The following is a 22,966-nucleotide window of genomic DNA, read 5'->3' as shown; positions in this document are numbered from 1 at the left end:
TCGCTTAATTCAGCTTCGCTTTGGAAAAATCGCTCCCCATCATGCTCACGCGGTAGCCGCTGACGTTGCTACGGGTGGCATAGAAGGTCTTGCCGGTCGCCAGGGTGATCCACGGCGCCTGCTGGTAGAAGATCTCTTGCGCCTGTTCATAGAGTTTGGCACGCGCCTGCGGATCGCTCACCAGCAGCGCTTTCTTCACCAGCGCGTCATAGGACTTATCGCACCAGCGAGCGGCGTTGGAGCCGGTCTGGATATTATCACAGCTGAGCAGCGTGCCGGCAAAGTTGTCCGGGTCGCCGTTGTCCGACATCCAGCCATACAGGGCGCTGTCGTGCTCCCCTTTGCGCATACCGGCAAGGTATTCGCCCCATTCGTAGCTGACAATCTTCGCTTTGACGCCCACTTTAGCCCAGTCGTTTTGGATCATTTCGGCGATCCGCTTCGAGTTCGGGTTGTACGGACGCTGGACCGGCATCGACCACAGGGTTACTTCCGCTCCTTGCTCCAGACCCGCCTGCTTGAGCAGCGCTTTGGCTTTCTGCGGATCGTAATCATAGTCCGGGAGATCTTTCTTATACCCGAGCATCGTCGACGGGATCGGTGATTTCGCCACGCTGCCGGAATCGAGGAATACCGCCTTGACGATCGCCTGCTTGTCGGTGGCATAGTTTAATGCCTGGCGCACCAGCACATTATCAAACGGTTTTTTCTCCGTGTTGAACGCCAGATAGCCGACATTCAGCGCCTCAACCGCATGCAGCGCCAGATCTTTATTGCCCTTAATCACCGGGAACTGAACCGGCGAAGGCGCAGGAATAATCTGGCACTCGTTGGTCTGCAGTTTCGCCAGACGGGTCTCGACGTTCGGCGTAATGGAGAAGATCAGGTGCTTAGTCGGCACCTCGCCTTCCCAGTAGTGGGGATTGGCGATATAGCGGATTTGGGAATCCACTTTATACTGCTGCAGGGCATACGGCCCGGTACCGACAGGCCAGTTATCAACATTCTCCGGCGTCCCTTTCTTCAGCATCGCCTCGCCATACTCCGCCGACAGAATAGAGGCGAAGTCCATGCCCCAGTCGGCAAGAAACGCCGCGTTCGGCTCGTTAAGCACGAACTGGACGTGATAGTCATCGACCTTTTTCACCGACTTAATCAACTTATCGAGGCCCACGTCGTGGAAGTACTCATAGTTCCCCTGCGACACCTTGTGATAGGGATGCTGAGGATCCATCTGGCGCAGCACGGAAAACAGGACGTCGTCGGCGTTAAAATCGCGGGTTGGTTTGAAGAATTTGTTGCTGTTGAACTTCACCCCCTGACGCAGAGTAAAGGTCCAGGTTTTGCCATCCTCAGAGACGTGCCACTCGGTGGCCAGCGACGGGATCGGCGTGTTCTTCACCGGGTCAAAGGTGACCAGGCGGTTATACAGCACCTGCGAGCTGGCGACGAACGACGGGCCGGAGCTGGCGATTTGCGGATTAAAGGACTCCGGAGAGGCTTCTGAGCAGTAGACCAGTGTGTCATTGCCTGCGGCCCAGGCGGCGCCGGCCGGCAGCAGTGCGCTCAGCAGCAGCGCCAGCGTGGTTTTCCCTGTAGACATGGTTATAAGTCCTGATTATTGATTATAAGAACCGTAATATCAGCACAGGCGCCCGCCCCCGGCAAATAATCAATGGCTATCACCTTATGCAAATCACGCTGAAATCGCTGGTTTAATCGGCGTAGCGCTGTTTTTTACGCCAGCAAGTGTCGGGATGTTGTGAGCCACACATAATTCCTGCAAAAAAATGTGCGATAACCGCCCTGCTCACGCTCACTGTCAGTAGTGCCCGGTACACTGGGGGAACCGCAGAACAAGAGGTTTCCACCATGACAATCACCTGCAATCTGTACATTGACGGCCAGTGGCACGATGCCGAAGGCCGCCGCACCTTTACCCGACGCCACCCGGCCCACGACGACGTCGCCTCGGTGGCCGCGGCCGCCAGTCTCGCCGACGGCAAACGCTGCGTCGAAGCCGCGGCCAAAGCCTTCCCGCTGTGGCGTGATACCTCTCCGGCGGAACGACGCCGTTTACTGCTCGACGCGGCGGAACATATGCTGTTGCGGGAGGCTAAATTTATCGCCGCCATGGCCGCGGAGACCGGCGCGACTGCGCACTGGGCCGGCTTTAACGTTCATCTGGCGGCCGATATCCTGCGTGAAGCGGCGGCGCTGACCACCCAAATTGAAGGGCAAATTATTCCTTCCAACGTGCCGGGCAACCTGGCGATGGGCGTCCGCCAGGGGGCGGGGGTGGTGCTGGGCATGGCGCCGTGGAACGCACCGCTGATTCTGGCTACCCGGGCGCTGGCAACGCCGCTGGCCTGCGGCAACGCAGTGATCCTCAAGGGCGCGGAGCTGTCGCCGGCCACTCAGGGACTGATTATCGACGCCCTTGACGCGGCGGGCTTCCCACCGGGGGTGGTGAACTATCTTACCTGTGCGCCTGAAGATGCGCCGGCGCTGGTGGAGTCGCTTATCGCCCACCCGGCGGTGCGGCGCGTTAACTTTACCGGATCCACGCCGGTGGGGCGGATTATCGCCCGCACCTGCGGGCAATATCTTAAACCGGCGGTGCTGGAGCTCGGCGGTAAAGCGCCGCTGCTGGTGCTGGACGATGCTGATATCGAGCAAGCGGCGGCGGGCGCGGTTTTTGGCGCCTTCGCCAACGCCGGCCAGATCTGCATGTCCACCGAGCGCATTATTGTCGACAACGCCGTAGCAGAGGTGTTTATCCCGCTGCTGGCCAGGCGCGCCGCCGCCCTGCCCGCCAGCCTGACGGGGCCGGTGGTTGATATGAACACCATCATCCGCTGCAACGCCTTAATCGACGATGCGTTAGCCAAAGGCGCTCGCCTGCTAACCGGTGGTAAAGCCAGCGATACCCACATGGCGCCGACCTTGCTGGACGGCGTGACCCGCGAGATGCGGCTGTGGAACGAAGAGTCCTTCGGCCCGGTAAAAGCGATTATTCGGGTTAAGAATGAAGAAGAGGCGCTGACGGTGGCCAACGACAGTGAATACGGTCTTTCCGCTGCGGTCTACAGCCGCGACAGCGCCAGAGCGTGGAACGTGGCGCAACGTCTGCAAACGGGCATTTGCCATATCAATGGCCCAACGGTGCATGATGAAGCGCAAATGCCGTTTGGCGGCTGCAAATCCTCGGGCTATGGCCGCTTTGGGGGGCGGGCCGGCATCGCGGAATTCACCGAGCTGCGCTGGATAACACTCCAGACCCAGCCCCGCGAACTCCCTTTCTGAACCGGTATTCTTTTAACCCTGGCTGGCGATGATCTGCGCCAGCCCTTGCGGATTCTCCCACGCCATCGAGTGTCCCCCGCGGGGCACAATCCCGACCGGGATCCCTTGCGCCTCAGCCAGGTCAATATCGGCATAAGGCAGGGAGAGCTCACCGACGATGAGCCTTTTTTGACAGTGCAGCTGGCAGAGCTGACTAAACCAGGGGGTATCGCTGCCACGCATCAGGCTGCTGGCGGCCCGCCAGACGGCCCAGGGCGCGCTGTTTTGCAAACAGCCAGCCCATGGCGAGCGCTCCTCAGCCAGCATTCTGGCATAGCCTTCGGCAATAAAGGCCGCCTCTGTCTGCGCCGCAATGCGCCTGCTGTACTCACCGCCGCCGGCAAACAGATTGGGTTCAGAGACCAGCAGCGTGGTCACGCGCTCGCCCAACAGCCTCGCCGCTTCGATGGCGATGCTTCCTCCCATGCTATGACCGAACAGCGCGAAGCGCTGCAGGCGCAGATGGTTAAGTAGCTGCTCCACGACTTGCGCCTGAATATGTATGTTGTAACTAAAGTCGTGCGGTTTATCGCTGTAGCCGAAGCCTGGCAGATCGATGAGTATTTTACGCCGTCCGTTCAGCGCAGGATCGCTGGCGACGCGGGGATAATCGTAGGATGACGCGCAGCCGAGACCGTGGATAAACACCACCGGGAGGCCATCTCCCGGAAGATCGAGCCAACGCAGCGTGGCGCCTGCGACGGAAGAAAAGAAACCGTTCACCTGTATGCCTCCATGATAAAATTACTGGTTTTTTATACAGTAACCTTACCCTTTCCGCCACCCTTTTCTGCCGTCCGGCATCTGGGGTTAAAACAGCGAGACGAGCAGCGCCATCGGGAAGCTGAACGGCCAGGTGGCGCCGATCAACAGGGCCGCCAGCAGGCGGATCACCCGGCTCTCTTTGGTCAAAAACCAGCTAATCACGGCGCATATCACGCCCATAATGGCGTAAAACACCAGCATTTTTTGATATAACGTCATTCTTACTCTTCCTTCCCTGAGGGGCGTTCCATGGTGGGATGATTATCTGCCATGACGTCGTGATTCAGAGATACCTGTATAACAAATTCTGAAACGGGCTGAATATTGAGAATAAAGCCTGATTCGTCTTAATCCGATAGCGCAACCGCAGGCGCCGTACTATACCTTTATGGACTTACTCATTAAGGTGGCGTTATGGATGTCTCCAGCAAAACCGTCATTCTGATTAATGTCTGCGCCGCGTGCGTACTTATCAGCCTGCTGTCCGTGAGATTTGGCTGGTTTTAATGATTTTACTCAGCAACGAAACCTAAAAAAGCAGCCCCCAGGGGCTGCTTTTTTACGCGCGAACACGGGCGATATTATAAAGGTTATAAGCGACAGGTGTTGCCTGGCCTGCCGCAATAACCTTATTAAGCTCCGGGTTATAGTGCGGCAGAAAATTCATCTGTTCGCTATCCCATTCGGCGGCAGCGCAGACGGCCTGCCCCACTCCCGCGCTCTCACAGCCCTGAATGCGTTTTGCCGGGGCGTTACCATAGCTCAGCGTCACAGCGCCGATAGCCAGCAGAATAAAAGCCAAAATTTTCACAACGACATCAACGTTAAAACCTAATATGCGCTAAATGATCGCATGAGCAGCGACGGAAAGTCAAACCCGGGAGCACCCGCAACCCGCCTGCAGCCCGCATTTTGGCCGGACTCACGGAATATTTAATATTCAGAACAAATATCATGCAATAACAGCAAATATTAAATCCTTATTTATAGTCGTGAAATAATTTCGGTTCAGGGCAATTCCATTGGTCTGATAAAGATAATATGTCCCCGTTCTCAGGGGGAAAAGATTGTCGCCGCATTCACCAAAAATGCGATATTCCGCGCAGGGCCTCCATCTTAATACGATAAAAGGCCGCTACAAGCCGTTGTTACATAACCCCTTCATTGTGGATCTCGCGGTTAATCGCCAAAAATAGCGCTAAATGACAACAAATATCATTTGCCTTCCATTCAGATAATACTTACATTCATAACTATTAGTAATGTTTTGGCGCCAGGGCGCTTTTTATATTTCGAGGTGGATATGTCCGGAATCATCACGCTGGTCATCGCGCTGATCCTGCTGGTCGCGGCGGTGTATAATCTTATTTCCTATATTCGTGACCGTCGTAGCGCCAGTTTACCGAGCAAAAAAACCAAGCGCTGAATGGCGGCCAGACGATGCGTTTCCTGATGGTCATTCGGTCTTCATCCCGCGATGCGGCGGGCATAAAAAAGCCCCTGCCAACAGGCAGAGGCCAGTATACGGTCGCGAACCGCGACGCTGTCGCCTCACCCGCCGGGCGCGACGCGCCCAGGGTGACTGGCGGACCCCATCCGGCGCTTATCTCCGGCACTCACATTGGCTTAGCTCTTGAAGGGGCATCAGAATAATCTCATATCCCCCTCGTAGAGTTTTGACAATTTTTGCCATTGTGACTATTAGCGAACTAACACAACCGTCGCGCAATCATCGCCAGCCACTAAAGGGTCAATGCTTTAGCCATGCTTAACCATGACATGGCGGACCACCGTGTAATCCTCAAGGCCATACATCGACATGTCCTTTCCGTAGCCCGACAGTTTCTGGCCGCCGTGCGGCATTTCGCTCACCAGCATAAAGTGGGTGTTGACCCAGGTGCAGCCATACTGCAGCCTGGCACTAAGCCGGTGGGCACGGCCTACATCTTTCGTCCATACTGAGGACGCCAGACCATACTGGGAATCATTCGCCCAGCTCAGGGCCTGCGCTTCATCGCTGAAAGGCGTCACACTGACCACCGGGCCAAACACTTCGCGCTGCACAATGGCGTCTTCCTGCCGGGCGCCGGCAAGCAGCGTCGGCTGGAAGTAATAGCCCGCGCCGTCAGCCCGGCGACCGCCGGTGACCACCTTAATATGCGGCAGTGCCTTTGCGGCTTCCACTGCGGCGCTAACCCTTTCAAGATGCGCCAGCGAGCTCAGCGGTCCCAGCTCGGTAGAGGCATCCTCTGGCGCGCCCATTTTCAGGCTGGCCACCGCCGCCCCAAGTTTCTCCACCAGTTGGTCGTAAATCCCCTGCTGAGCGTAGATCCGGCAGGCAGCCGTGCAGTCCTGGCCGGCGTTATAAAAGCCGAAGGTTCGTACCCCGTCGACTACCGCATCGATATCCGCGTCGTCAAAAACAATGACCGGCGCCTTGCCGCCCAGCTCCATGTGGGTGCGTTTGATCGACGAGGCGGTATGGCTGATGATATGGGCACCGGTGGCAATCGACCCGGTCAGCGACACCATTCGCACTTTGGCATGCGAGGTCAGCGGGTCGCCTACCGTTTTGCCGCGGCCAAACAGCACGTTGATCACCCCTTCGGGGAAGATATCTTTTGCCAGCTCCGCCAGCTTCAGCGCCGTCAGGGGGGTGATCTCCGAGGGTTTTATCACCACGCAATTGCCTGCCGCCAGCGCCGGGGCCAGCTTCCAGGCCGCCATCATCAGGGGATAATTCCAGGGGGCGATAGAGGCCACCACGCCCACCGGGTCGCGGCGGATCATTGAGGTATGCCCTTCGAGATACTCTCCGGCGGCCATTCCCGGCAGGCAGCGGGCGGCGCCGGCGAAGAAGCGGAAGACGTCCGCAATGGCCGGCATCTCATCGTTAATCACGCAGTGCAACGGCTTGCCACAGTTCAGCGACTCCAGCTGCGCCAGGGTCTCCGCCTGCGCCGCGATAGCGTCCGCCAGCTTCAGCAAGCATTCCGAGCGCGTTTTCGGCGTTGTCTGGCTCCAGGCATCGAACGCCCGATCCGCCGCCTCAACGGCGGCATCGACCTGGGCCGCTGTCGCTTCGGCAATCTCCAGGATCACATCGCCGGTCGCAGGGTTGTATACCGGCACCTTTTCGCCTTCACCTGCCACTAACTTACCGTTTATCAAAAGGTTGTGTTGCATAGCATTATCCTGTTTCATGGTTTTATTTCCCGTTTCCGGCGTCGTTATCGCCGTCGCGGGTGAGCCACCAGGCCCCTAAGATTGGTATCGTCGTTACCAGCATCACCAACAGCGCGACAACGTTGGTGACGGGCACATCGCGCGGCCGCCCCAGCTGATTCAGTAACCACAGCGGCAATGTTCGCTCATGCCCCGCGGTAAAAGTGGTGACGATAATTTCATCAAACGACAGGGCGAAGGCCAGCATTCCCCCCGCCAGCAGCGCCGATCCCAGATTGGGCAACACCACGTAGCGAAAGGTCTGCCAGCCGGTCGCGCCCAGGTCCATCGAGGCTTCCACCAGGCTCCACGAGGTCCGACGAAAGCGGGCAATGACGTTGTTAAAGACCACCACCACACAAAAGGTCGCGTGCCCCACCACAATGGTCAGTAGCCCCGGCTCGAGACCGACGGCTTTAAACGCCGTCAGCAGCGCCAGGCCGGTAATGATCCCCGGCAGGGCGATCGGTAACAGCAGCAGTAGCGATACCGCATTCTTACCAAAAAAAGTGCTGCGCCACAGGGCACCTGCAGCCAGCGTGCCAAGTACTAAGGCAATGGCCGTCGACAGGGCGGCAATTTTAAGTGACAACGTCACGGATTCGAGAATATCGCTACGCCCTGCTGCCTCGCTAAACCAGCGTAGCGTCAGCCCCTGCGGCGGAAAGCTGAAGACCGCATCCTCCGTATTAAAAGCATAGATGGCAATGATCAGCAGCGGGAAGTGGAGGAACACCACGCCGCCCCAGGTCGCCAGTTGCAGATACCAGGGTGCGCGTTCAGAGTGCATCGAAGGCTCCCAGACGTTTCACGAACGCCAGATAAAGGGCAATCAGCACGATCGGCACGAGGGTGAACGCCGCCGCCATCGGCATATTGCCTATCGCCCCCTGCTGCGAGTAGACCATGTTGCCGATAAAGTACCCCGGCGGCCCGACCAGCTGCGGCACGATAAAGTCGCCCAGCGTCAGCGAGAAGGTGAAAATCGATCCGGCGGCAATACCAGGGATAGCCAGCGGCAGAACCACATAGCGGAAGGTCTGTCGTGGCCCGGCGCCAAGATCGGCCGACGCCTGCAGCAAGGAGCCCGGAATGCGCTCCAGCGCCGCCTGCACCGGCAGGATCATAAACGGCAGCCAGATGTAGACGAACACCAGAAAGCGTCCCAGCCCGGAGGTGGACAAGGTGTTGCCGCCGATCGCCGGGACGGTCAGAAGCGCATTCAGCGCCCCTTCCAGTCCAAGATGGCCCAGAAACCACTGCGCCACACCATCTTTGGCCAGCAGCAGTACCCACGCGTAGGCTTTGACGATATAGCTGGCCCACATCGGCAGCATCACCGCGATATAAAAGAAAGCCTTCATTTTGCCGCTGGTATAGCGAGCCATGTACCAGGCCATCGGCAGCGCCAGCATGGCGCTGGCGAGCGTCACACTCAGGGCCATTACCAGGGTACGGACAATAATGTCGTAATTGGCGGGATTGAACAGCGCCCGCAGGTTGGCCAGCGTAAAGTCGCTGGTCACCGACATGGTGAAGTCGTCAAAGGTATAAATACTCTGCCACAGCAGGGTCAGGAGCGATCCCAGATAGACGATACCAAACCACATCAGCGGCCCGATCAGCAGTAAAAACAGGCCCAATGCTGGCCGACGCCAGAAGATCCCGGATACGCGCCCGGCCTGCGCAGGAATCATCGCCATGGTCATCTCAGCCTCCGCTTTCCAGCGGGGTCATCGCCGACCGCGACCATGACGCCAGTACCGTTTGCCCCATTCGCGGGGCGCTGGCTGCCGCCGTGCCATCGATATTCGCCTGGCTGACCAGCAGCTTGTCCCCCTCCGCCAGCCTGAGCTCAATCCGCGTCGCCGCCCCCTGATACTGTACCGCCTGCACTACGCCCTGAACCTGAACCTCGCCGCCGCCCTGCAGGCGAACATGCTCCGGACGCAGCGACCAGCTGCCCGGCATGCCGCACAATCGCCGGGCCGCCTCGGCTTCAAAAACGTTGGCGGTGCCGACAAAGCCAGCGACAAACGCGGTCTTCGGATGCAGATAGAGATCCTGCGGCGCATCCACCTGTTCGATGCGCCCATTGTTAAACACCGCCACGCGGTCTGACATCGACAACGCTTCGCTCTGGTCGTGGGTCACGAAGATAAAAGTTATCCCCAGCGACTGCTGCAGCTTTTTCAGCTCCACCTGCATCTGCTCGCGCAGCTTCAAATCCAGCGCACCCAGCGGCTCATCGAGCAGCAGCACCCGCGGCTGGTTCACCAGCGCCCGGGCAATAGCGACCCGCTGCCGCTGGCCGCCGGAGAGCTGAGAAGGCTTACGATGATGAGCAAAGCCAAGGGCCACCTTTTCCAGCGCTTCCTGGGCGCGGGCATGGCGCGCTTTCTTCGCCATGCCTTTGACCATCAGACCGTAGGCGACGTTGTCGAGGATCGACATATGGGGAAACAGCGCATAGTCCTGGAACACCGTATTCACATCCCGCTGCCAGGGCGGCAGTTCGCTGGCCGGCTGACCGAAAATACGAATGGTGCCGCCGGAGAGCTGCTCGAAACCGGCAATCAGCCGCAGGCAGGTGGTCTTGCCCGAGCCGGATGGCCCCAGCATTGAGAAAAATTCCCCATCGCGAATGCCTATGCTAACCCCATCTACGGCCCGCACATCGCCGTACAGGCGCGATACATTCTGAAACTCGACCGCGTACGTCATTGTCTGCCTCCCGTCCTTAGCGGCCGCCCATTATCGCAATATAGTCCTGAGTCCATCTGCTGTAGGGTACGTATTTCCCGCCTTCGGCAACCGGCGTTTTCCAGAAATGGATCCGGGTAAACTGGTCATAGCCGTTGGTTTCACAGCCTTTGTCACCGAGCAGCGCGCTGGCTTTACACCCCTCTGGCACCACCGGGAGCGAGCCGAACCACGCCGCCACATCGCCCTGCACCTTCGGCGTGAGCGACCAGTTCATCCATTTGTAGGCGCAGACCGGATGCTTCGCTTCGCTGTGCAACATGGTGGTATCCGCCCAGCCGGTCACCCCCTCCTTCGGAAACACGGTGGCGATGGGCTGGCCTTCAGCCTTCAGGCCGTTGGCCTGATAGGGCCACGAGCTGGAGGCGGCCACCCCTTCGTTTTTGAAGTCGTTCATCTGTACGGTGGCGTCATGCCAGTAGCGATGGATCAGCGGCTGCTGGTCGCGCAGTACTTTCAGCACCGCGTTATACTGGGTTTCGGTCAGTTGATAGGGATCTTCGATCCCCAGCTGCGGCTGGGTGGCTTTGACAAACAGCGCGGCGTCAGCGATATAGATCGGGCCATCATAGGCCTGCACGCGTCCCTGATTGGTTTTGCCGTCCGGCAGGTTCTGTTTAACGAAGACCACGCCCCAGCTGTCCGGCGGCGTCGGGAATACGCGGGTGTTGTACATCAGCAGGTTCGGCCCCCACTGATACGGCGTGCCGTAGGCTTTACCGCCGACGTTAAACCATGCCCCTTGCGCAATGCGTGGGTCGAGGGTGCGCCAGCCGGCAATCAGCGCGGTGTTAATCGGCTGAACGCGTTTGCCCATGATCAGACGCAGCGAGGCATCGCCCGACGCGGTCACCAGATCGTAGCCCCCCTTGGCCATCAGGCTGACCATCTCGTCAGAGGTAGCGGCGGTTTTGACATTAACCTGACACCCGGTCTCTTTTTCAAACTGGGTGACCCAGTCGTACTGCTTGTCAGTCTGGCCGCGTTCGATATACCCCGGCCAGGCAATAATATCGAGCCGCCCTTCCGGTTTATCCAGCGAGGTGAGTGGCTCTGCCGCCTGCACGGTCAAACAGGCCATGCTCAGCACATAAAGGCTGCAACGGGCAAATTTTTTGCTCATCAGGTGTTACTCCTGTCACAAGGTAATTAGCGGCAGCCGTGCCGTAAAAATATCTCCTGAAATAAGGGTAGTCAGCGGATTAACGCCCCCTGGGGAATTTATTCAGGTTGTGACCCGGGACGCATTACGCAAAAATCGCCAACACAAGCAGGACTTTATGGATTATAGACAACGAGTTAGAGAAAAAGGAGGGGTATGCGTATTTCCTATGATGAGCGCCGGTAAAATAATGACCGGCCTCAATAAAAACTCACCCTCGTTTATTTTTGCCGAGAGTTTATGGCGACGGAAAATAGCCTGAGTCGTCAGGTAAGCTGCTCACGAATAAGTTCACCCAACCGCCTCACCCCCTGCTCTTCGCGTTCCCCCCAGCCCCAGGCGGTATTAAAACGGAAAAATGAGGTCCAGCTGGCGGAGGTGGAGAACATTTTTCCTGGGGCAATGCTGATGTGCGAGGCCAGCGCCCGGGCGCTTAGCTCACTGGCGTCGGCCCCTTCCGGCAGTTCAATCCACAGAAAGTAGCCGCTGTCGCTGTGGTGGACGATAACCTCTGGCGGCAGATGGCGCAGCAGCGCCTGCCAGGCCAGCTGTTTACGCTCCGCCAGCTGGCGGCGCAAACGGCGCAGGTGGGCGTCATAGCGCTTGGTGGACAGATAATCCACCAGGGCTAGCTGCATCGGCGAGCTGGTGGAGAGCGTACTCATCAGCTGCAGTTGCTGGATCCGCCGCGCCTGTTTGCCGGCCGCCACCCAGCCGATACGAAACCCGGGCACCAGACATTTTGAAAATGAGCTGCAGTGCAGCGTCATATCCTGATGGTCCCAGTATTTCGCCGGGAGCGGTTTCTCGCGACCAAAGTAAAGCTCGCTGTAGACATCATCTTCTATCAGCATCACGTTATAGCGCGCCAGCAGCGCCACCAGCGCCGCTTTTTTTTCGGGGCTAAGGGTGAAGCCGAGCGGGTTTTGTCCGTTAGTCATTAGCCAGCAGGCCTTGACCGGGTAATTTTGCAGGGCCGCTTCCAGCGCCGTCAGGTCAATGCCCTCTTTGACGTCGGTCGCCACCGACAGCGCCTTCAGGCGCAGCCTCTCCAGCGCCTGCAGGGCGCCGTAGAAACAGGGGTTTTCCACCACCACCCAGTCGCCCGGCTCGGTCACTGCCTGCAGACTGAGGTTAAGCGCCTCCAGCGCCCCGGCGGTAATCACGATCTCGTCCGGCGAGATGTTCATCCCCTGCAGGGCATAGCGTCGGGCAATGGCGTGCCGCAACTCCGCATTGCCCGGCGGCAGGTTCTCAATGACGCTCATAGCGGTGGCGGTTTTGCTCACCTGCGCCAGCGAGCGGTTAAGCTGCTGCAGCGGGAAGAGACGCGGGTCCGGAAAGGCCGAGGCAAAGGGCAGCATCGACGCCTGGCGGCTGGCCTGTAGCACCTCAAAGATATAGGTATTGATATCGACAGCTTCATCGCGGGTCACCTGGGCAGGCGGCGCCGGCTGTCTAAGCTTCACCGGCTGAGGGGCGACATAATAACCCGACTGCGGACGGGCGACGATGCGCCCCTGGCTTTCCAGCAGCTGATAGGCATGGCTGACGGTCATAAAGCTCATGCCGCTGCTGATCACCTGCTCGCGCAGCGACGGCAGCCGATCGCCAGGCAACCAGACGCCAAGCGCGATCTGTTCGGTCAGCTGTTGCGCCAGCTGTTGATACTTTTTCATTGCGGCCGTCCCCGTACGATAACCTCCCATTATCATATATCAGTTATAAAAAAATCATAGTTTGCTGTAACTGTTATATCTGCAGCGGCAGTCGCGTCCCGTCATAGCACGGGATAGGTTTAAAATATCACCACCCAGAATAGTGAGATTAACGCAAACCAGAAGATAATCATCACGCCGAGCGTAATGCACAAACTCTGTAATCCTTTTTCAGACATGGGCATTCCTTTTTATTTATTCCCGAGCGCATACAGTACAAATTACCCACGGAGTCGACAATTTATTATTATTTAATTTACGATTAACCCGCTCAGCGTTTTTACTTATTCTCATACTAATGCGTGAGAATAAATGACGCTAAAACTCGTTGTGCATTATCGCAAGAATTAATACAGCACCGTGTGATATTCGGGATATATTATTCCGGCCAGAAACAGTGCCGTGCCGGCGGCCGAGTCCGCCGATCAACCGCTCCCGGGATAACGGCCAAATCTCCGCTGGTCTGTTGGTTAAGCGACCCACCCCATCGGTATTTATTCGTGCCGGCCGATGATTGGGACGCGAGGTGAAAAATCATAACAGCGGCCAACTGTTATGATAAAAAATGGCGCGACTGCCTCTGCCCCCCAGCCACCACCCTGCCTAAAATTGCGCTGAATCAATTTTGTAGTGGAGTCCTGCATGTTCGGTCTTGATGCATTCCATCTTGCGCGAATTCAATTCGCCTTTACGGTCTCATTTCATATTATCTTTCCCGCCATTACTATTGGGCTGGCCAGCTACCTGGCGGTACTCGAAGGTCTGTGGCTAAAAAGCAAAAATCCCACCTGGCGCTCGCTGTACCACTTCTGGTCGAAAATCTTCGCCGTCAACTTCGGCATGGGGGTGGTTTCCGGGCTGGTGATGGCCTATCAGTTCGGCACCAACTGGAGCGGTTTCTCTCAGTTCGCGGGGAGCATTACCGGCCCCCTGCTGACCTATGAAGTCCTGACAGCGTTCTTTCTGGAAGCGGGCTTTCTCGGGGTGATGCTCTTCGGCTGGAACCGGGTAGGGCCGGGGCTGCATTTTTTCGCCACCTGCATGGTGGCGCTGGGCACCATCATCTCGACCTTCTGGATCCTCGCCTCCAACAGCTGGATGCAGACCCCGCAGGGGTTTGAGATCGTTGACGGCCAGGTGGTGCCCGTCGACTGGCTGGCAGTGATCTTTAACCCGTCGTTCCCCTACCGCTTACTGCATATGACAGTGGCGGCGTTTCTCAGTAGCGCGCTGTTTGTCGGCGCCTCGGCGGCCTGGCATCTGCTGCGCGGCAATCAGTCGCCGGCGATCCGTAAGATGTTCTCGATGGCGCTCTGGATGACGCTGCTGGTTGCCCCCATCCAGGCGCTGATCGGCGATATGCATGGTCTGAATACCCTGAAACACCAGCCGGCGAAAATAGCCGCCATTGAGGGCCACTGGGAAAACCCGCCGGGCGAGGCAACGCCGTTGCTGCTGTTTGGCTGGCCTGATATGGCGCAGGAGCGCACCCGCTACGGGCTTGAGATCCCGGCCCTGGGCAGCCTGATCCTCACCCACAGCCTTGATAAACAGGTGCCGGCCTTGAAGGAGTTCGCTCCTGAGGATCGCCCGAACGCAACCGTGGTGTTCTGGTCGTTTCGCCTGATGGCCGGTCTTGGCATGCTAATGCTCCTGCTCGGCGTACTGGCCCTGTGGCTGCGTCGCGGCGGCCGACTGTACCATTCACGGCCATTTCTGCGCTTTGCGCTATGGATGGGCCCTTCAGGACTGATTGCTATTCTCGCCGGCTGGGTAACCACCGAAGTGGGCCGTCAGCCATGGGTGGTGTATGGCGTTCAGCGCACTGCAGACGCCGTTTCCGCCCACGGCGATCTGCATATGTCGGTCAGTTTATTGACCTTTATCGTGGTCTACAGCGCCGTCTTCGGCGTCGGCTACAGCTATATGCTGCGCCTGATCCGCAAGGGGCCGCAGGAGGTGCAGCCCGCGACAACCGGTACGCCAGCCCGCCCGCTGTCCGCCGCCACTGAAGGTTATCTGCAGAAGGAGTCCCGCTAATGGGTATCGAATTATCGGTGATCTGGTTCGTGATTATCGTCTTTGCCACGCTGATGTACATTGTAATGGATGGCTTTGATCTGGGCATCGGGATGTTGTTCGGCACAGTACGGGGCAGCACCGAGCGCGACGTAATGGTCAACAGCGTCGCCCCGGTGTGGGATGGCAATGAGACCTGGCTGGTACTGGGCGGCGCTGGTCTGTTTGGCGCTTTTCCCCTCGCCTACGCGGTGATAATCGACGCCCTGTCGATCCCCCTGACCCTGATGCTGATCGGCCTGATTTTTCGCGGCGTCGCCTTTGAGTTTCGCTTCCAGGCCACCCCGTCGCACCGGCCATTCTGGGACCGTGCCTTTTTTGGCGGTTCCTTGCTGGCGACCTTCAGCCAGGGCGTGGTGGTCGGGGCGGTGATCAACGGTTTCACCGTCAGCGGTCGCGCCTTCAGCGGCGGCATGTTTGACTGGCTGACCCCGTTCAGCCTGTTTTGCGGACTCGGGCTGTGCGTGGCCTATGCGCTGCTCGGCGCCACCTGGCTGGTGATGAAAAGCGAAGGCGCGCTGCAGCAGCGGATGCGCAGCGCATCGCGGCAGCTGCTGGTTGCCCTGCTGGCGGTGTTTGCCGTCATCAGCCTGTGGACTCCGCTGGCGCACCCGGCAATTGCCGCCCGCTGGTTCAGCCTGCCGAATCTCTATTTCCTGCTGCCGGTGCCGCTGCTGGTGATCCTCATCAGCGGCTGGCTGTGGCGTACGCTGCATCAGCGCGACCGCCATGTTTCGCCCTTCACGCTGACGCTGGGCCTGGTCTTTCTCGGCTTTAGCGGACTGGGGATCAGCATCTGGCCGCATATTATCCCGCCGGCCATCACGCTGTGGCAGGCTGCCGCTCCCCCGCAAAGCCAGGGCTTTATGCTGGTGGGCGCACTGCTGATTATTCCGGTCATTCTTGGCTACACCTGCTGGAGCTATTACGTGTTCCGCGGCAAAGTTCAGCCCGGGGAGGGATATCACTGATGCATACTGCCTGGCCTAAACGTCTGCTGTGGCTGATCGCGCTCTGGGGAGGCAGCGTACTGACGCTGGCCGCCATCAGCCTGCTGTTTCGCCTGCTGATGACCGCCGCAGGGCTAAAAGTCTGAGTGGGATGCAGAGAAGTCCGAAAAGGGATTTCTCCATCTTATCTTCACTTTTGCCTGATGAAATACGGCGATACATCAGAAGAAAGGATATTGCTATGAAGAAGTTAGCTTTACTGTCCGCCGTGATGACGCTGGGAATATCGTCATGGGCGTTCGCTGCCGACAACCCGCCACCGCCGGCAGAAAAAGGCGCGCAGCATCAGGGTAAACCGCTGGCGAAAAACGGCCAACACGATGGTAAGCAAGCGCAACACAACGGCAAGCAGCCACAACGAGATGGCAAACAGCCGCAGCATGATGGCAAACAGCCGCAGCATGGTGGCAAGCAGCCGCAGCGTGACGGCAAGCAGCCGCCAAAAGGCGGCGAGCACAGCGGGAAACCGCTGCCGCCAAAAGCATAACCCCTCAGGCCTGGCCTTCTGCGCCAGGCTTTTTTTCACCTTCTTTCAGCTGACATTGACAAACTCTTGCCCTTCTTTGAGAAGCCGAGAAAAAAACCTGCACAACGCCTGGCATAGTAAGCCCACCCCATTGATTCGCAGAGAAAAGGTATGTTGAGGAGAAGCATGAGCGCGCTGCTGTTGCTGTGCGCGCTGTTTTCAGGACATCTGCTGGCCCACCGCCAGGGGCACGATTACTTTCCGGTGCAGAGCCTCGAACAGCAACTGCTGCACGAGGCGGACAGCGACGAGCTTCGCAGCCAGTGCGAGGAGGCCGCCGCCGATCTGAACGAGCATCACCGCTGGCAGGATGCCCGCAAACCGCGGGCGCCGCATTGCCCGTAGCGTCGCGCTGGATCAGGCTCCTTTGCGCTTCGGCAGGGTCTTCATCAGCTCATCCGGGCTGACGGAGGCGACGATGCTCCCGGGAAGCGGCATTTTGAGGATGTGGTTTTTAATCTTCCCGACGACATGCATTTCGCACGGGCGACAGTCAAACTTCAGGGTCAGCACTTCATCGCCGTGGATCAGCTGCATCGGCGTGGCTTTCCAGCTCTTGATGGAGCCTTTCGCCTGTTTCGGACAAAGATTAAACGCAAACCGCAGGCAGTGTTTGGTGATCATCACCGGCACATCGCCCTTCTCTTCGTGCGCTTCATAGGCGGCGTCAATCAGCTGCACGCCATAGCGCTGGTAAAAGGCCCGCGCCTTATGGTTATAGACGTTGGCGAGGAAGGAGAGATGGGGCTCCGGATAGACCGGCGGCGGTACGGAGACCGGCTTGCGGGTGCCGCGTTGCCAGGCGTTGAGGCGCGCTTCGTCCAGCATTTCAGCCGTTTCACGACGCAGCTGGTTGAGCAGACTGTTGGGGACAAACAGTGGCGGCAGGTTGACCTGCACGTCGCGTGGGTAGTAAATGGTCTGCCCCAGTTTTGTGACGCCGTCACGCAAATTGGCCAGCGCTTTTTCTGCCTGATTGGCTTCGGCGAACGCTCCGTCGAGAGTATGGGTCACGCTGACGCCATCTTCACAGGTCATGGTCAGAACCAGCTGTTCCTGCCAGCCGCTCAGCGTAACGTCCACGGCGATGCGGCGTTCGCTGGAAGTCTTCAGAAGCGCCTGCTGCCAGTTGTGATCGAGGTTACGGTTGAGCGCCTGGTGCGGACGCGCTTTGTGCAGATCCGCCGGCATCTCGTTCGGCCACACCCGATAGCGATTTTCGCCGGTTTTCTCCACCGTATTGGCACGGAAGCCCACCACTTCACGCTTGATCATCACGTTAAGGCCATCGCCGTTGGTTAACGGTTCGCTCACTTCGACATCAAGATGGTCTTTCCCCACCTTCAAGACTTCGCCCACCGGCAGCCCGATAAATTTCGGCGAATCAAACGCGCCGATATCGCCTTTGCGGGCATTGACGAAGTAGTCGGTACTGCCGCGATGGAAGGTTTTATCGGTAGAGGGAATGAAGAAGTGCTCGGTGCGCCCTGCCGAGGCGCGCGCCAGATCGCCGCGGTCTTCGATAATGGCATCCAGCATTTGACGGTAGTGCGCAGTGATGTTTTTCACATAACTCATGTCTTTGTAACGGCCTTCAATTTTGAAGGAACGTACCCCGGCGTCGATCAGCGCCGCCAGGTTGGCGGTCTGATCGTTGTCCTTCATCGACAGGAGATGTTTTTCATAGGCCACCACCCGTCCCTGATCGTCTTTCAGGGTATACGGCAGGCGGCAAGCCTGCGAGCAGTCGCCCCGGTTGGCGCTACGTCCGGTCTGGGCGTGCGAAATGTTGCACTGCCCGGAATAGGCCACGCACAGCGCGCCATGAATAAAGAATTCAATGGTAGCGTCGGTATGGTCATAAATAGCTTTGATCTGACTGAGATTCAGTTCACGCGCCAGCACGATCTGGCTGAAGCCGGCGTCGGAGAGAAATTTCGCTTTTTCCACGCTGCGGATATCACACTGGGTGCTGGCGTGCAGCTCAATCGGCGGCAGATCCAGCTCCATGATCCCCATATCCTGCACAATCAGCGCGTCAACGCCCGCCTCATAAAGATCGGTAATCAGCCGCTGCGCCGGCTCCAGCTCATCATCATGCAGAATGGTGTTCAGCGTGACAAAGATTTTGGCGCCATAGCGATGGGCAAAAGGCACCAGACCGGCGATGTCGCTCAGGCTGTTGCTGGCATTGTGACGAGCGCCAAAGTCAGGCCCACCGATATAAACGGCGTCGGCGCCGTGGAGGATCGCTTCGCGAGCGATACCGGCGTCGCGGGCAGGACTAAGAAGTTCAAGACGATGATTGTGCAGGCGCATACGCGTGTTGTTATCCAGTATAAGGGGGTCGAAATGGCGGCTATTGTAGTCAGAACCGGGCACAGACGAAAACCTTTTCCACCGTCGCGCGACGACGAATTTTCATTTTTCAGCAAAGTATTGACGGAAAAGATAGTTCCTTCACATCCTCGCGCAGCGTACTGTCATCTCGTATTCCGGATTTTCCTCGTCACGTTGTGAGTGGTTATCATCAGTCATCTTGTCTGGCCGCGGGTTCGCCCGCGGTTTTTTCTTTTGGATAATGGATAAGAGAATGGAAATGGGCCGCCTGAACGCCGCGGTTACGATACGCATGCGCCTCATCGCCGGCGAAGCGCCGTCCCTCCCCTGGCTGCAGTAAATGCCACTCCCCCTGTAAACAGAGATCCAGGGCACCGCTAATCACCACCACATGTTCAATCACCCCTTTCTCATGCGGCGTCGATTCGCTCAACGCACCGGGGGCAAGGGTTATCGAAAAATGGTCAAAGCGCAGCTCCGGGTCCCACGGGAAGACCGGGGTCACCACCATCGCCTGCTGCTGCGGATCAAAAGCGGAAGGCGCTGCGCTGGCGTCCGGAACGATAAACGCCGAAAACGGCACGTTCAGCCCGGTGGCAATCTTCCACAGCGTCGCCACCGTCGGGCTCGATTCATTACGCTCAATCTGCCCCAGCATGGCTTTCGACACCCCCGTCTCTTCTGCCAGACGCGAGAGACTCCAGCCACGCTGCTGGCGCAGGGTTTTGAGCGTTGCCGCCAGATGTTGCGCAATATTCATCCTACCTCCTGACTTGTACAGGCAAGAGTATATCCCCATTTGCCTGATTCTACAGGGCGTTTCTCGGCATATCACCGTGAGAACAGGTGTCTTACGCTCTCCACATCCGCACCTTGTGCGCTATAACGCACAGTGATAGAGTATTCGTATGTTATAACGCACAAGAGAATCCTATGCGCTCGTTTACCCTTCCTCTTCCTACTCTGTTGGCGGGTTTCGTCGCTGTACTGGTGGGCTACGCCAGTTCAGCCGCCATTATCTGGCAGGCTGCTGCGTCTGCTGGCGCTACCCCCGGGCAGATCGCCGGCTGGATGACGGCCCTTGGCCTCGCCATGGGTATCAGCACCCTTGCGCTGAGCGGCTGGCGTAAAGTTCCTGTGCTCACCGCCTGGTCAACGCCGGGCGCCGCGCTGCTGGTCAGCGGTCTACAGGGAGTCACCCTCGCCGAGGCCGTGGGGGTGTTTATCTTCGCCAACGCGCTGATCGTCCTATGCGGCGTGACGGGCCTCTTTGCCCGGCTGATGAAGATCATTCCCCATTCACTGGCCGCCGCGATGCTGGCCGGGATCCTGCTGCGTTTCGGTTTGCAGGCCTTCGCCGGCTTGCAGGACCATCTGCTGCTGTGCGGCGGCATGCTCGCCGCCTGGCTTCTCTGTAAAGCGCTGTGGCCCCGCTTCGCGGTAGTCGCCGCGCTGGTGGTGGGGGCGCTGATCGCGGCGGCCTCCGGGGACGTCGCCAGGACGGCCGTACCGCTGGCCTTCGCGGCACCGGAGTGGATCGCGCCGCAGTTTACCCCGGCGCTGCTGCTCAGTGTCGGCCTGCCGTTTTTCCTTGTCACCATGGCCTCGCAGAACGCCCCCGGGTTCGCCACGCTGCAGGCATCCGGCTACACCGTACCGGTATCGGCACTGCTCGTCGCCTGTGGGGGTCTGGCGTTGTTGCTGGCGCCGTTTGGGGTCTACTCCATCTGCATCGCGGCGATCACCGCTGCGATTTGCCAGAGTCCGGAGGCGCACCCGGATCCGCAACAGCGCTGGCTGGCGGCCATGGCCGCAGGCGGTTTTTATCTGCTGGCAGGTCTGTTCGGCGGATCGATCACCGCCCTGATGTCGGCTTTACCCGCGGCGTGGATCCAGATGCTGGCCGGCCTGGCGCTGCTCGGCACCATCGGCGGCAGCCTGTTTCAGGCGGTACATCAGGCCAGTGAGCGCGATGCGGCGGTGCTGACCTTCCTGGTCACCGCCAGCGGCGTGACGCTGGCGGGAATTGGTTCGGCCTTCTGGGGCGTGGTGCTTGGTGGGGTAAGCTATGGCGTGTTATCCGCGCTGCGCCGCCCTTAGCTGGGACGGCGTCAGGCCGGTGGCCGCTTTCACCCGATGGCTGAAATGGCTGGCGGAGCTGAAGCCGCAGGCCAGCGCAATCTCCGTTAACGGCAGCGCGCTGTGGCAGAGCAGATTTTGCGCCCTGGCCATTCGCTGCTGCATCACATATTGATGCGGGGCCATATTCAACGACTGGCGGAACATGCGGGCAAAATGGAACTCACTGAGTCCCGCCTGCTGCGCCAGGTCGGCCAGGGTCAGCGGCTGATCGAGGTGGGCATCGATCCAGGCCAGCACGTGACGCTTCACGCCCGGCGCCAGCCCTCCGGTGACCGTCGGCAAACGCCACTGCACGGTGGAGTAGTGCTGGATCAGATGGGTGAGCAGTAAGCTGCTGGCGGCGCTGAGGGTCAACTGGTTCGCCGGCTGTCGCCAGTCATTGGCCAGTAAAAACTGGCGGTACACCGCGGTGATTTTATCATCGCTGGCGAAGGTTTTTTCCTGCAGGGTGAAGTTTGCCGGGCTACGATCCCACACCTCTTCGCCGACGCGGCGCAGGTGCTCATCGGTACAGTAGAGATGCACAAAAGACAGATCGCCGCGGATATCCCAGACGCTCTCATCGCCTTTCGGCATCAGACAAAAGCGATCCGGGCCGCCGCCATTTTTCCAGCCGTGCGGCGTCTTTTGATAGCTTTCATAGCCATCGGCGACGTACAGGCTCAACGTATGGTGATCGCTGCGCACCGTCACGGTATCGCAATTGTTGTACCAGGCGGCCAGTTGAATTCCGGAATTCAGCTCCACCGTGCCCCGCAGCACCGCGTTCTGTCGCCGTAATGTTTCAAACGTCCCGTAACCCATTGCCTTCACGCATCTGCCCGTAAAAGCTCTAGTCTAGGGAGACTCCGGCGCGGTTTCCAGTCCTCACCGCAGGCGAATGACAAATAAGCGCAAGAATTTGCAAGCCGACAACAAGCGGGTGAAAGCTGCCGGTTGCGACAGGCGGCATACTCCTCCCTTCAACAAGCAGAGGAGAGTCAGGGTGAACGCATTACTTTATGCACTCGTTGTCGTGATCTGGGGTACAACGTGGATTGCGATTTTTTTACAACAAGGGCCGGTGGCGGCGCCGGTATCCATTTTTTGGCGCTTTGCCGTGGCCAGCATCACGATGCTGACGATTCTGCTTGTCACGCGACGGCTACGGCCGCTGGGCGCGAAAGATCACTTTTGCTGCCTGCTGCAGGGCTGCTGCGTCTTCTGCTTCAATTTCTGGTGTTTTTATACTGCCGCGGCCTGGATCAACACCGGTCTGGAATCGGTGATCTTTTCCATGGCCGTACTGTTTAACGCCATTAACAGCTTTCTTTTTTTTCGCCAGCAGCCGCCGGGCCGCTTCTGGGCCGCCGCCGCGCTGGGCCTCGCCGGTATCGTCACCCTGTTCTGGGATGACCTGCTGGCCAATGGGCTAAACGCCTCGCTGCTGTGGGGGATCGGTCTGAGCGCCCTGGGCACCTACGGCTTTTCACTGGGCAATATGTTCAGCATTCGCCACCAGCGGCGAGGGCTGGAAACCCTCACCACCAACAGTTGGGCGATGCTCTACGGGACGCTGGTGATGGGCGCGATCGCCCTGCTACGTGGCGATAATTTTATGCCGGAGTGGACCGTCAGCTACCTCGGCGCCCTGCTTTACCTGGCGCTGTTCGGTTCGGTCATTGCCTTTGGGGCCTATTTCACTCTGGTGGGGCGCATTGGCGCCAGCAAAGCCGCCTACAGTACGCTGCTGTTTCCGCTGGTCGCATTATCCATTTCCACCGTCTATGAAGGGTATATCTGGCACAGCAACGCCGTGATCGGGCTGGCGCTGATCCTGTTGGGTAACCTGGTAATGTTTGCCAAACCGGAACAGCTGCTGCTGCGCCGAAGGCTGGCCTGAGGAGACAGA

The 22,966-nt window shown here is 58.6% G+C and carries 24 protein-coding genes; 11 read left to right on the top strand and 13 right to left on the bottom strand.

What is annotated here, in order from left to right; all coding sequences use genetic code 11:
* Nucleotides 1–4 precede the first annotated feature (4 nt).
* Nucleotides 5–1,603, bottom strand: a complete 1,599-nt coding sequence (locus AS136_RS19550) for an ABC transporter substrate-binding protein (protein WP_022064846.1) — start codon at nt 1,601–1,603, stop codon at nt 5–7.
* 269 nt (nt 1,604–1,872) lie between these two features.
* Between AS136_RS19550 and AS136_RS19545 the strand changes: the two genes are divergently transcribed.
* The gene (locus AS136_RS19545; protein ID WP_012968075.1) at nt 1,873–3,306 is read left to right on the top strand and encodes an aldehyde dehydrogenase; all 1,434 of its coding nucleotides are present in this window, start codon (nt 1,873–1,875) and stop codon (nt 3,304–3,306) included.
* Between the two features lie 12 nt (nt 3,307–3,318).
* Here AS136_RS19545 and AS136_RS19540 read toward each other — a convergent pair whose 3' ends face one another.
* Both AS136_RS19540 and AS136_RS26025 read right to left on the bottom strand, forming a co-directional pair.
* Nucleotides 3,319–4,068: an alpha/beta fold hydrolase gene (locus AS136_RS19540; protein WP_012968074.1), complete on the bottom strand. Its 750-nt coding sequence runs from the start codon at nt 4,066–4,068 to the stop codon at nt 3,319–3,321.
* 87 nt (nt 4,069–4,155) lie between these two features.
* Nucleotides 4,156–4,329, bottom strand: coding sequence for a GhoT/OrtT family toxin (locus tag AS136_RS26025; RefSeq protein WP_008804686.1), 174 nt, complete (start codon nt 4,327–4,329; stop codon nt 4,156–4,158).
* A 195-nt stretch (nt 4,330–4,524) separates the two neighbouring features.
* On the opposite strand from AS136_RS26025, the gene yncL reads away from it, so the two are divergent.
* On the top strand, nt 4,525–4,617 hold the full coding sequence (gene yncL, locus AS136_RS26020) for a stress response membrane protein YncL (protein ID WP_012968073.1): 93 nt from the start codon (nt 4,525–4,527) through the stop codon (nt 4,615–4,617).
* 52 nt (nt 4,618–4,669) lie between these two features.
* On the opposite strand, the gene AS136_RS19535 is transcribed toward yncL, so the two are convergent.
* Entirely contained in the window at nt 4,670–4,921 is a 252-nt protein-coding gene (locus tag AS136_RS19535; protein ID WP_012968072.1) for a hypothetical protein, read from the bottom strand.
* 492 nt (nt 4,922–5,413) lie between these two features.
* Here AS136_RS19535 and AS136_RS27160 point away from each other — a divergent pair, with 492 nt between their 5' ends.
* Entirely contained in the window at nt 5,414–5,536 is a 123-nt protein-coding gene (locus tag AS136_RS27160) for a small membrane protein (protein WP_004175940.1), read from the top strand.
* Nucleotides 5,537–5,868: 332 nt separating this feature from the next.
* Here AS136_RS27160 and patD read toward each other — a convergent pair whose 3' ends face one another.
* The 6 genes from patD to AS136_RS19505 all read right to left on the bottom strand — a co-directional run bounded on the left by patD (nt 5,869) and on the right by AS136_RS19505 (nt 12,939).
* The gene (patD, locus tag AS136_RS19530; protein ID WP_012541560.1) at nt 5,869–7,296 is read right to left on the bottom strand and encodes an aminobutyraldehyde dehydrogenase; all 1,428 of its coding nucleotides are present in this window, start codon (nt 7,294–7,296) and stop codon (nt 5,869–5,871) included.
* A gap of 22 nt (nt 7,297–7,318) precedes the next feature.
* Nucleotides 7,319–8,125, bottom strand: coding sequence for an ABC transporter permease (locus AS136_RS19525; RefSeq protein WP_023322723.1), 807 nt, complete (start codon nt 8,123–8,125; stop codon nt 7,319–7,321).
* A complete protein-coding gene (locus AS136_RS19520) occupies nt 8,115–9,044 on the bottom strand; it encodes an ABC transporter permease (protein ID WP_012968070.1) in 930 nt (309 codons plus the stop codon). The genes AS136_RS19525 and AS136_RS19520 overlap by 11 nt, the downstream gene beginning before the upstream one ends.
* Before the next feature lies 1 nt (nt 9,045).
* The gene (locus AS136_RS19515; RefSeq protein ID WP_023322724.1) at nt 9,046–10,059 is read right to left on the bottom strand and encodes an ABC transporter ATP-binding protein; all 1,014 of its coding nucleotides are present in this window, start codon (nt 10,057–10,059) and stop codon (nt 9,046–9,048) included.
* A 16-nt stretch (nt 10,060–10,075) separates the two neighbouring features.
* The gene (ydcS, locus tag AS136_RS19510) at nt 10,076–11,221 is read right to left on the bottom strand and encodes a putative ABC transporter substrate-binding protein YdcS (RefSeq protein WP_023322725.1); all 1,146 of its coding nucleotides are present in this window, start codon (nt 11,219–11,221) and stop codon (nt 10,076–10,078) included.
* Between the two features lie 305 nt (nt 11,222–11,526).
* Nucleotides 11,527–12,939: an aminotransferase-like domain-containing protein gene (locus AS136_RS19505; protein WP_022065566.1), complete on the bottom strand. Its 1,413-nt coding sequence runs from the start codon at nt 12,937–12,939 to the stop codon at nt 11,527–11,529.
* A gap of 681 nt (nt 12,940–13,620) precedes the next feature.
* Here AS136_RS19505 and AS136_RS19500 point away from each other — a divergent pair.
* The 5 genes from AS136_RS19500 to AS136_RS19485 all read left to right on the top strand — a co-directional run bounded on the left by AS136_RS19500 (nt 13,621) and on the right by AS136_RS19485 (nt 16,938).
* Complete coding sequence (locus AS136_RS19500) at nt 13,621–15,018, top strand: cytochrome ubiquinol oxidase subunit I (protein WP_063266910.1); 1,398 nt, start codon at nt 13,621–13,623, stop codon at nt 15,016–15,018.
* Complete coding sequence (gene cydB, locus AS136_RS19495; protein ID WP_008804677.1) at nt 15,018–16,028, top strand: cytochrome d ubiquinol oxidase subunit II; 1,011 nt, start codon at nt 15,018–15,020, stop codon at nt 16,026–16,028. The genes AS136_RS19500 and cydB overlap by 1 nt, the downstream gene beginning before the upstream one ends.
* Nucleotides 16,028–16,153 (top strand): DUF2474 domain-containing protein, encoded by a 126-nt coding sequence (locus AS136_RS26015; protein WP_002907461.1) that lies wholly within the window; start codon nt 16,028–16,030, stop codon nt 16,151–16,153. The genes cydB and AS136_RS26015 overlap by 1 nt, the downstream gene beginning before the upstream one ends.
* A gap of 95 nt (nt 16,154–16,248) precedes the next feature.
* On the top strand, nt 16,249–16,554 hold the full coding sequence (locus AS136_RS19490; protein ID WP_023322727.1) for a hypothetical protein: 306 nt from the start codon (nt 16,249–16,251) through the stop codon (nt 16,552–16,554).
* Nucleotides 16,555–16,704: 150 nt separating this feature from the next.
* Entirely contained in the window at nt 16,705–16,938 is a 234-nt protein-coding gene (locus AS136_RS19485; protein ID WP_012541554.1) for a DUF2554 family protein, read from the top strand.
* A 12-nt stretch (nt 16,939–16,950) separates the two neighbouring features.
* On the opposite strand, the gene AS136_RS19480 is transcribed toward AS136_RS19485, so the two are convergent.
* Nucleotides 16,951–18,912, bottom strand: a complete 1,962-nt coding sequence (locus AS136_RS19480) for a peptidase U32 family protein (RefSeq protein ID WP_063266909.1) — start codon at nt 18,910–18,912, stop codon at nt 16,951–16,953.
* Nucleotides 18,913–18,945: 33 nt separating this feature from the next.
* Here AS136_RS19480 and AS136_RS28795 point away from each other — a divergent pair, with 33 nt between their 5' ends.
* Nucleotides 18,946–19,113: a hypothetical protein gene (locus AS136_RS28795; RefSeq protein WP_012541552.1), complete on the top strand. Its 168-nt coding sequence runs from the start codon at nt 18,946–18,948 to the stop codon at nt 19,111–19,113.
* Between the two features lie 10 nt (nt 19,114–19,123).
* Here the strand turns inward: AS136_RS28795 and AS136_RS19475 are convergent, their stop codons facing one another.
* Nucleotides 19,124–19,693 (bottom strand): helix-turn-helix domain-containing protein, encoded by a 570-nt coding sequence (locus AS136_RS19475; RefSeq protein WP_008804673.1) that lies wholly within the window; start codon nt 19,691–19,693, stop codon nt 19,124–19,126.
* Nucleotides 19,694–19,866: 173 nt separating this feature from the next.
* On the opposite strand from AS136_RS19475, the gene AS136_RS19470 reads away from it, so the two are divergent.
* Nucleotides 19,867–21,033 carry a benzoate/H(+) symporter BenE family transporter gene (locus tag AS136_RS19470; protein WP_016161181.1) on the top strand — a complete coding sequence of 389 codons (1,167 nt, stop codon included), beginning with the start codon at nt 19,867–19,869 and terminating at the stop codon, nt 21,031–21,033.
* Here the strand turns inward: AS136_RS19470 and AS136_RS19465 are convergent.
* Nucleotides 21,010–21,879, bottom strand: coding sequence for a helix-turn-helix domain-containing protein (locus tag AS136_RS19465; RefSeq protein ID WP_008804671.1), 870 nt, complete (start codon nt 21,877–21,879; stop codon nt 21,010–21,012). The two genes, AS136_RS19470 and AS136_RS19465, sit on opposite strands and share 24 nt — an antisense overlap.
* A gap of 181 nt (nt 21,880–22,060) precedes the next feature.
* On the opposite strand from AS136_RS19465, the gene AS136_RS19460 reads away from it, so the two are divergent.
* Nucleotides 22,061–22,957 (top strand): DMT family transporter, encoded by an 897-nt coding sequence (locus AS136_RS19460; RefSeq protein WP_012968061.1) that lies wholly within the window; start codon nt 22,061–22,063, stop codon nt 22,955–22,957.
* The last annotated feature ends 9 nt before the right edge of the window (nt 22,958–22,966 follow it).

Source organism: Klebsiella sp. D5A, assembly GCF_001620885.1.
Classification (GTDB): Bacteria; Pseudomonadota; Gammaproteobacteria; order Enterobacterales; family Enterobacteriaceae; genus Klebsiella; species Klebsiella variicola.
The sequence above is the reverse complement of the archived record's forward strand: the minus strand, read 5'-3'. Positions and strand labels throughout refer to the sequence as shown.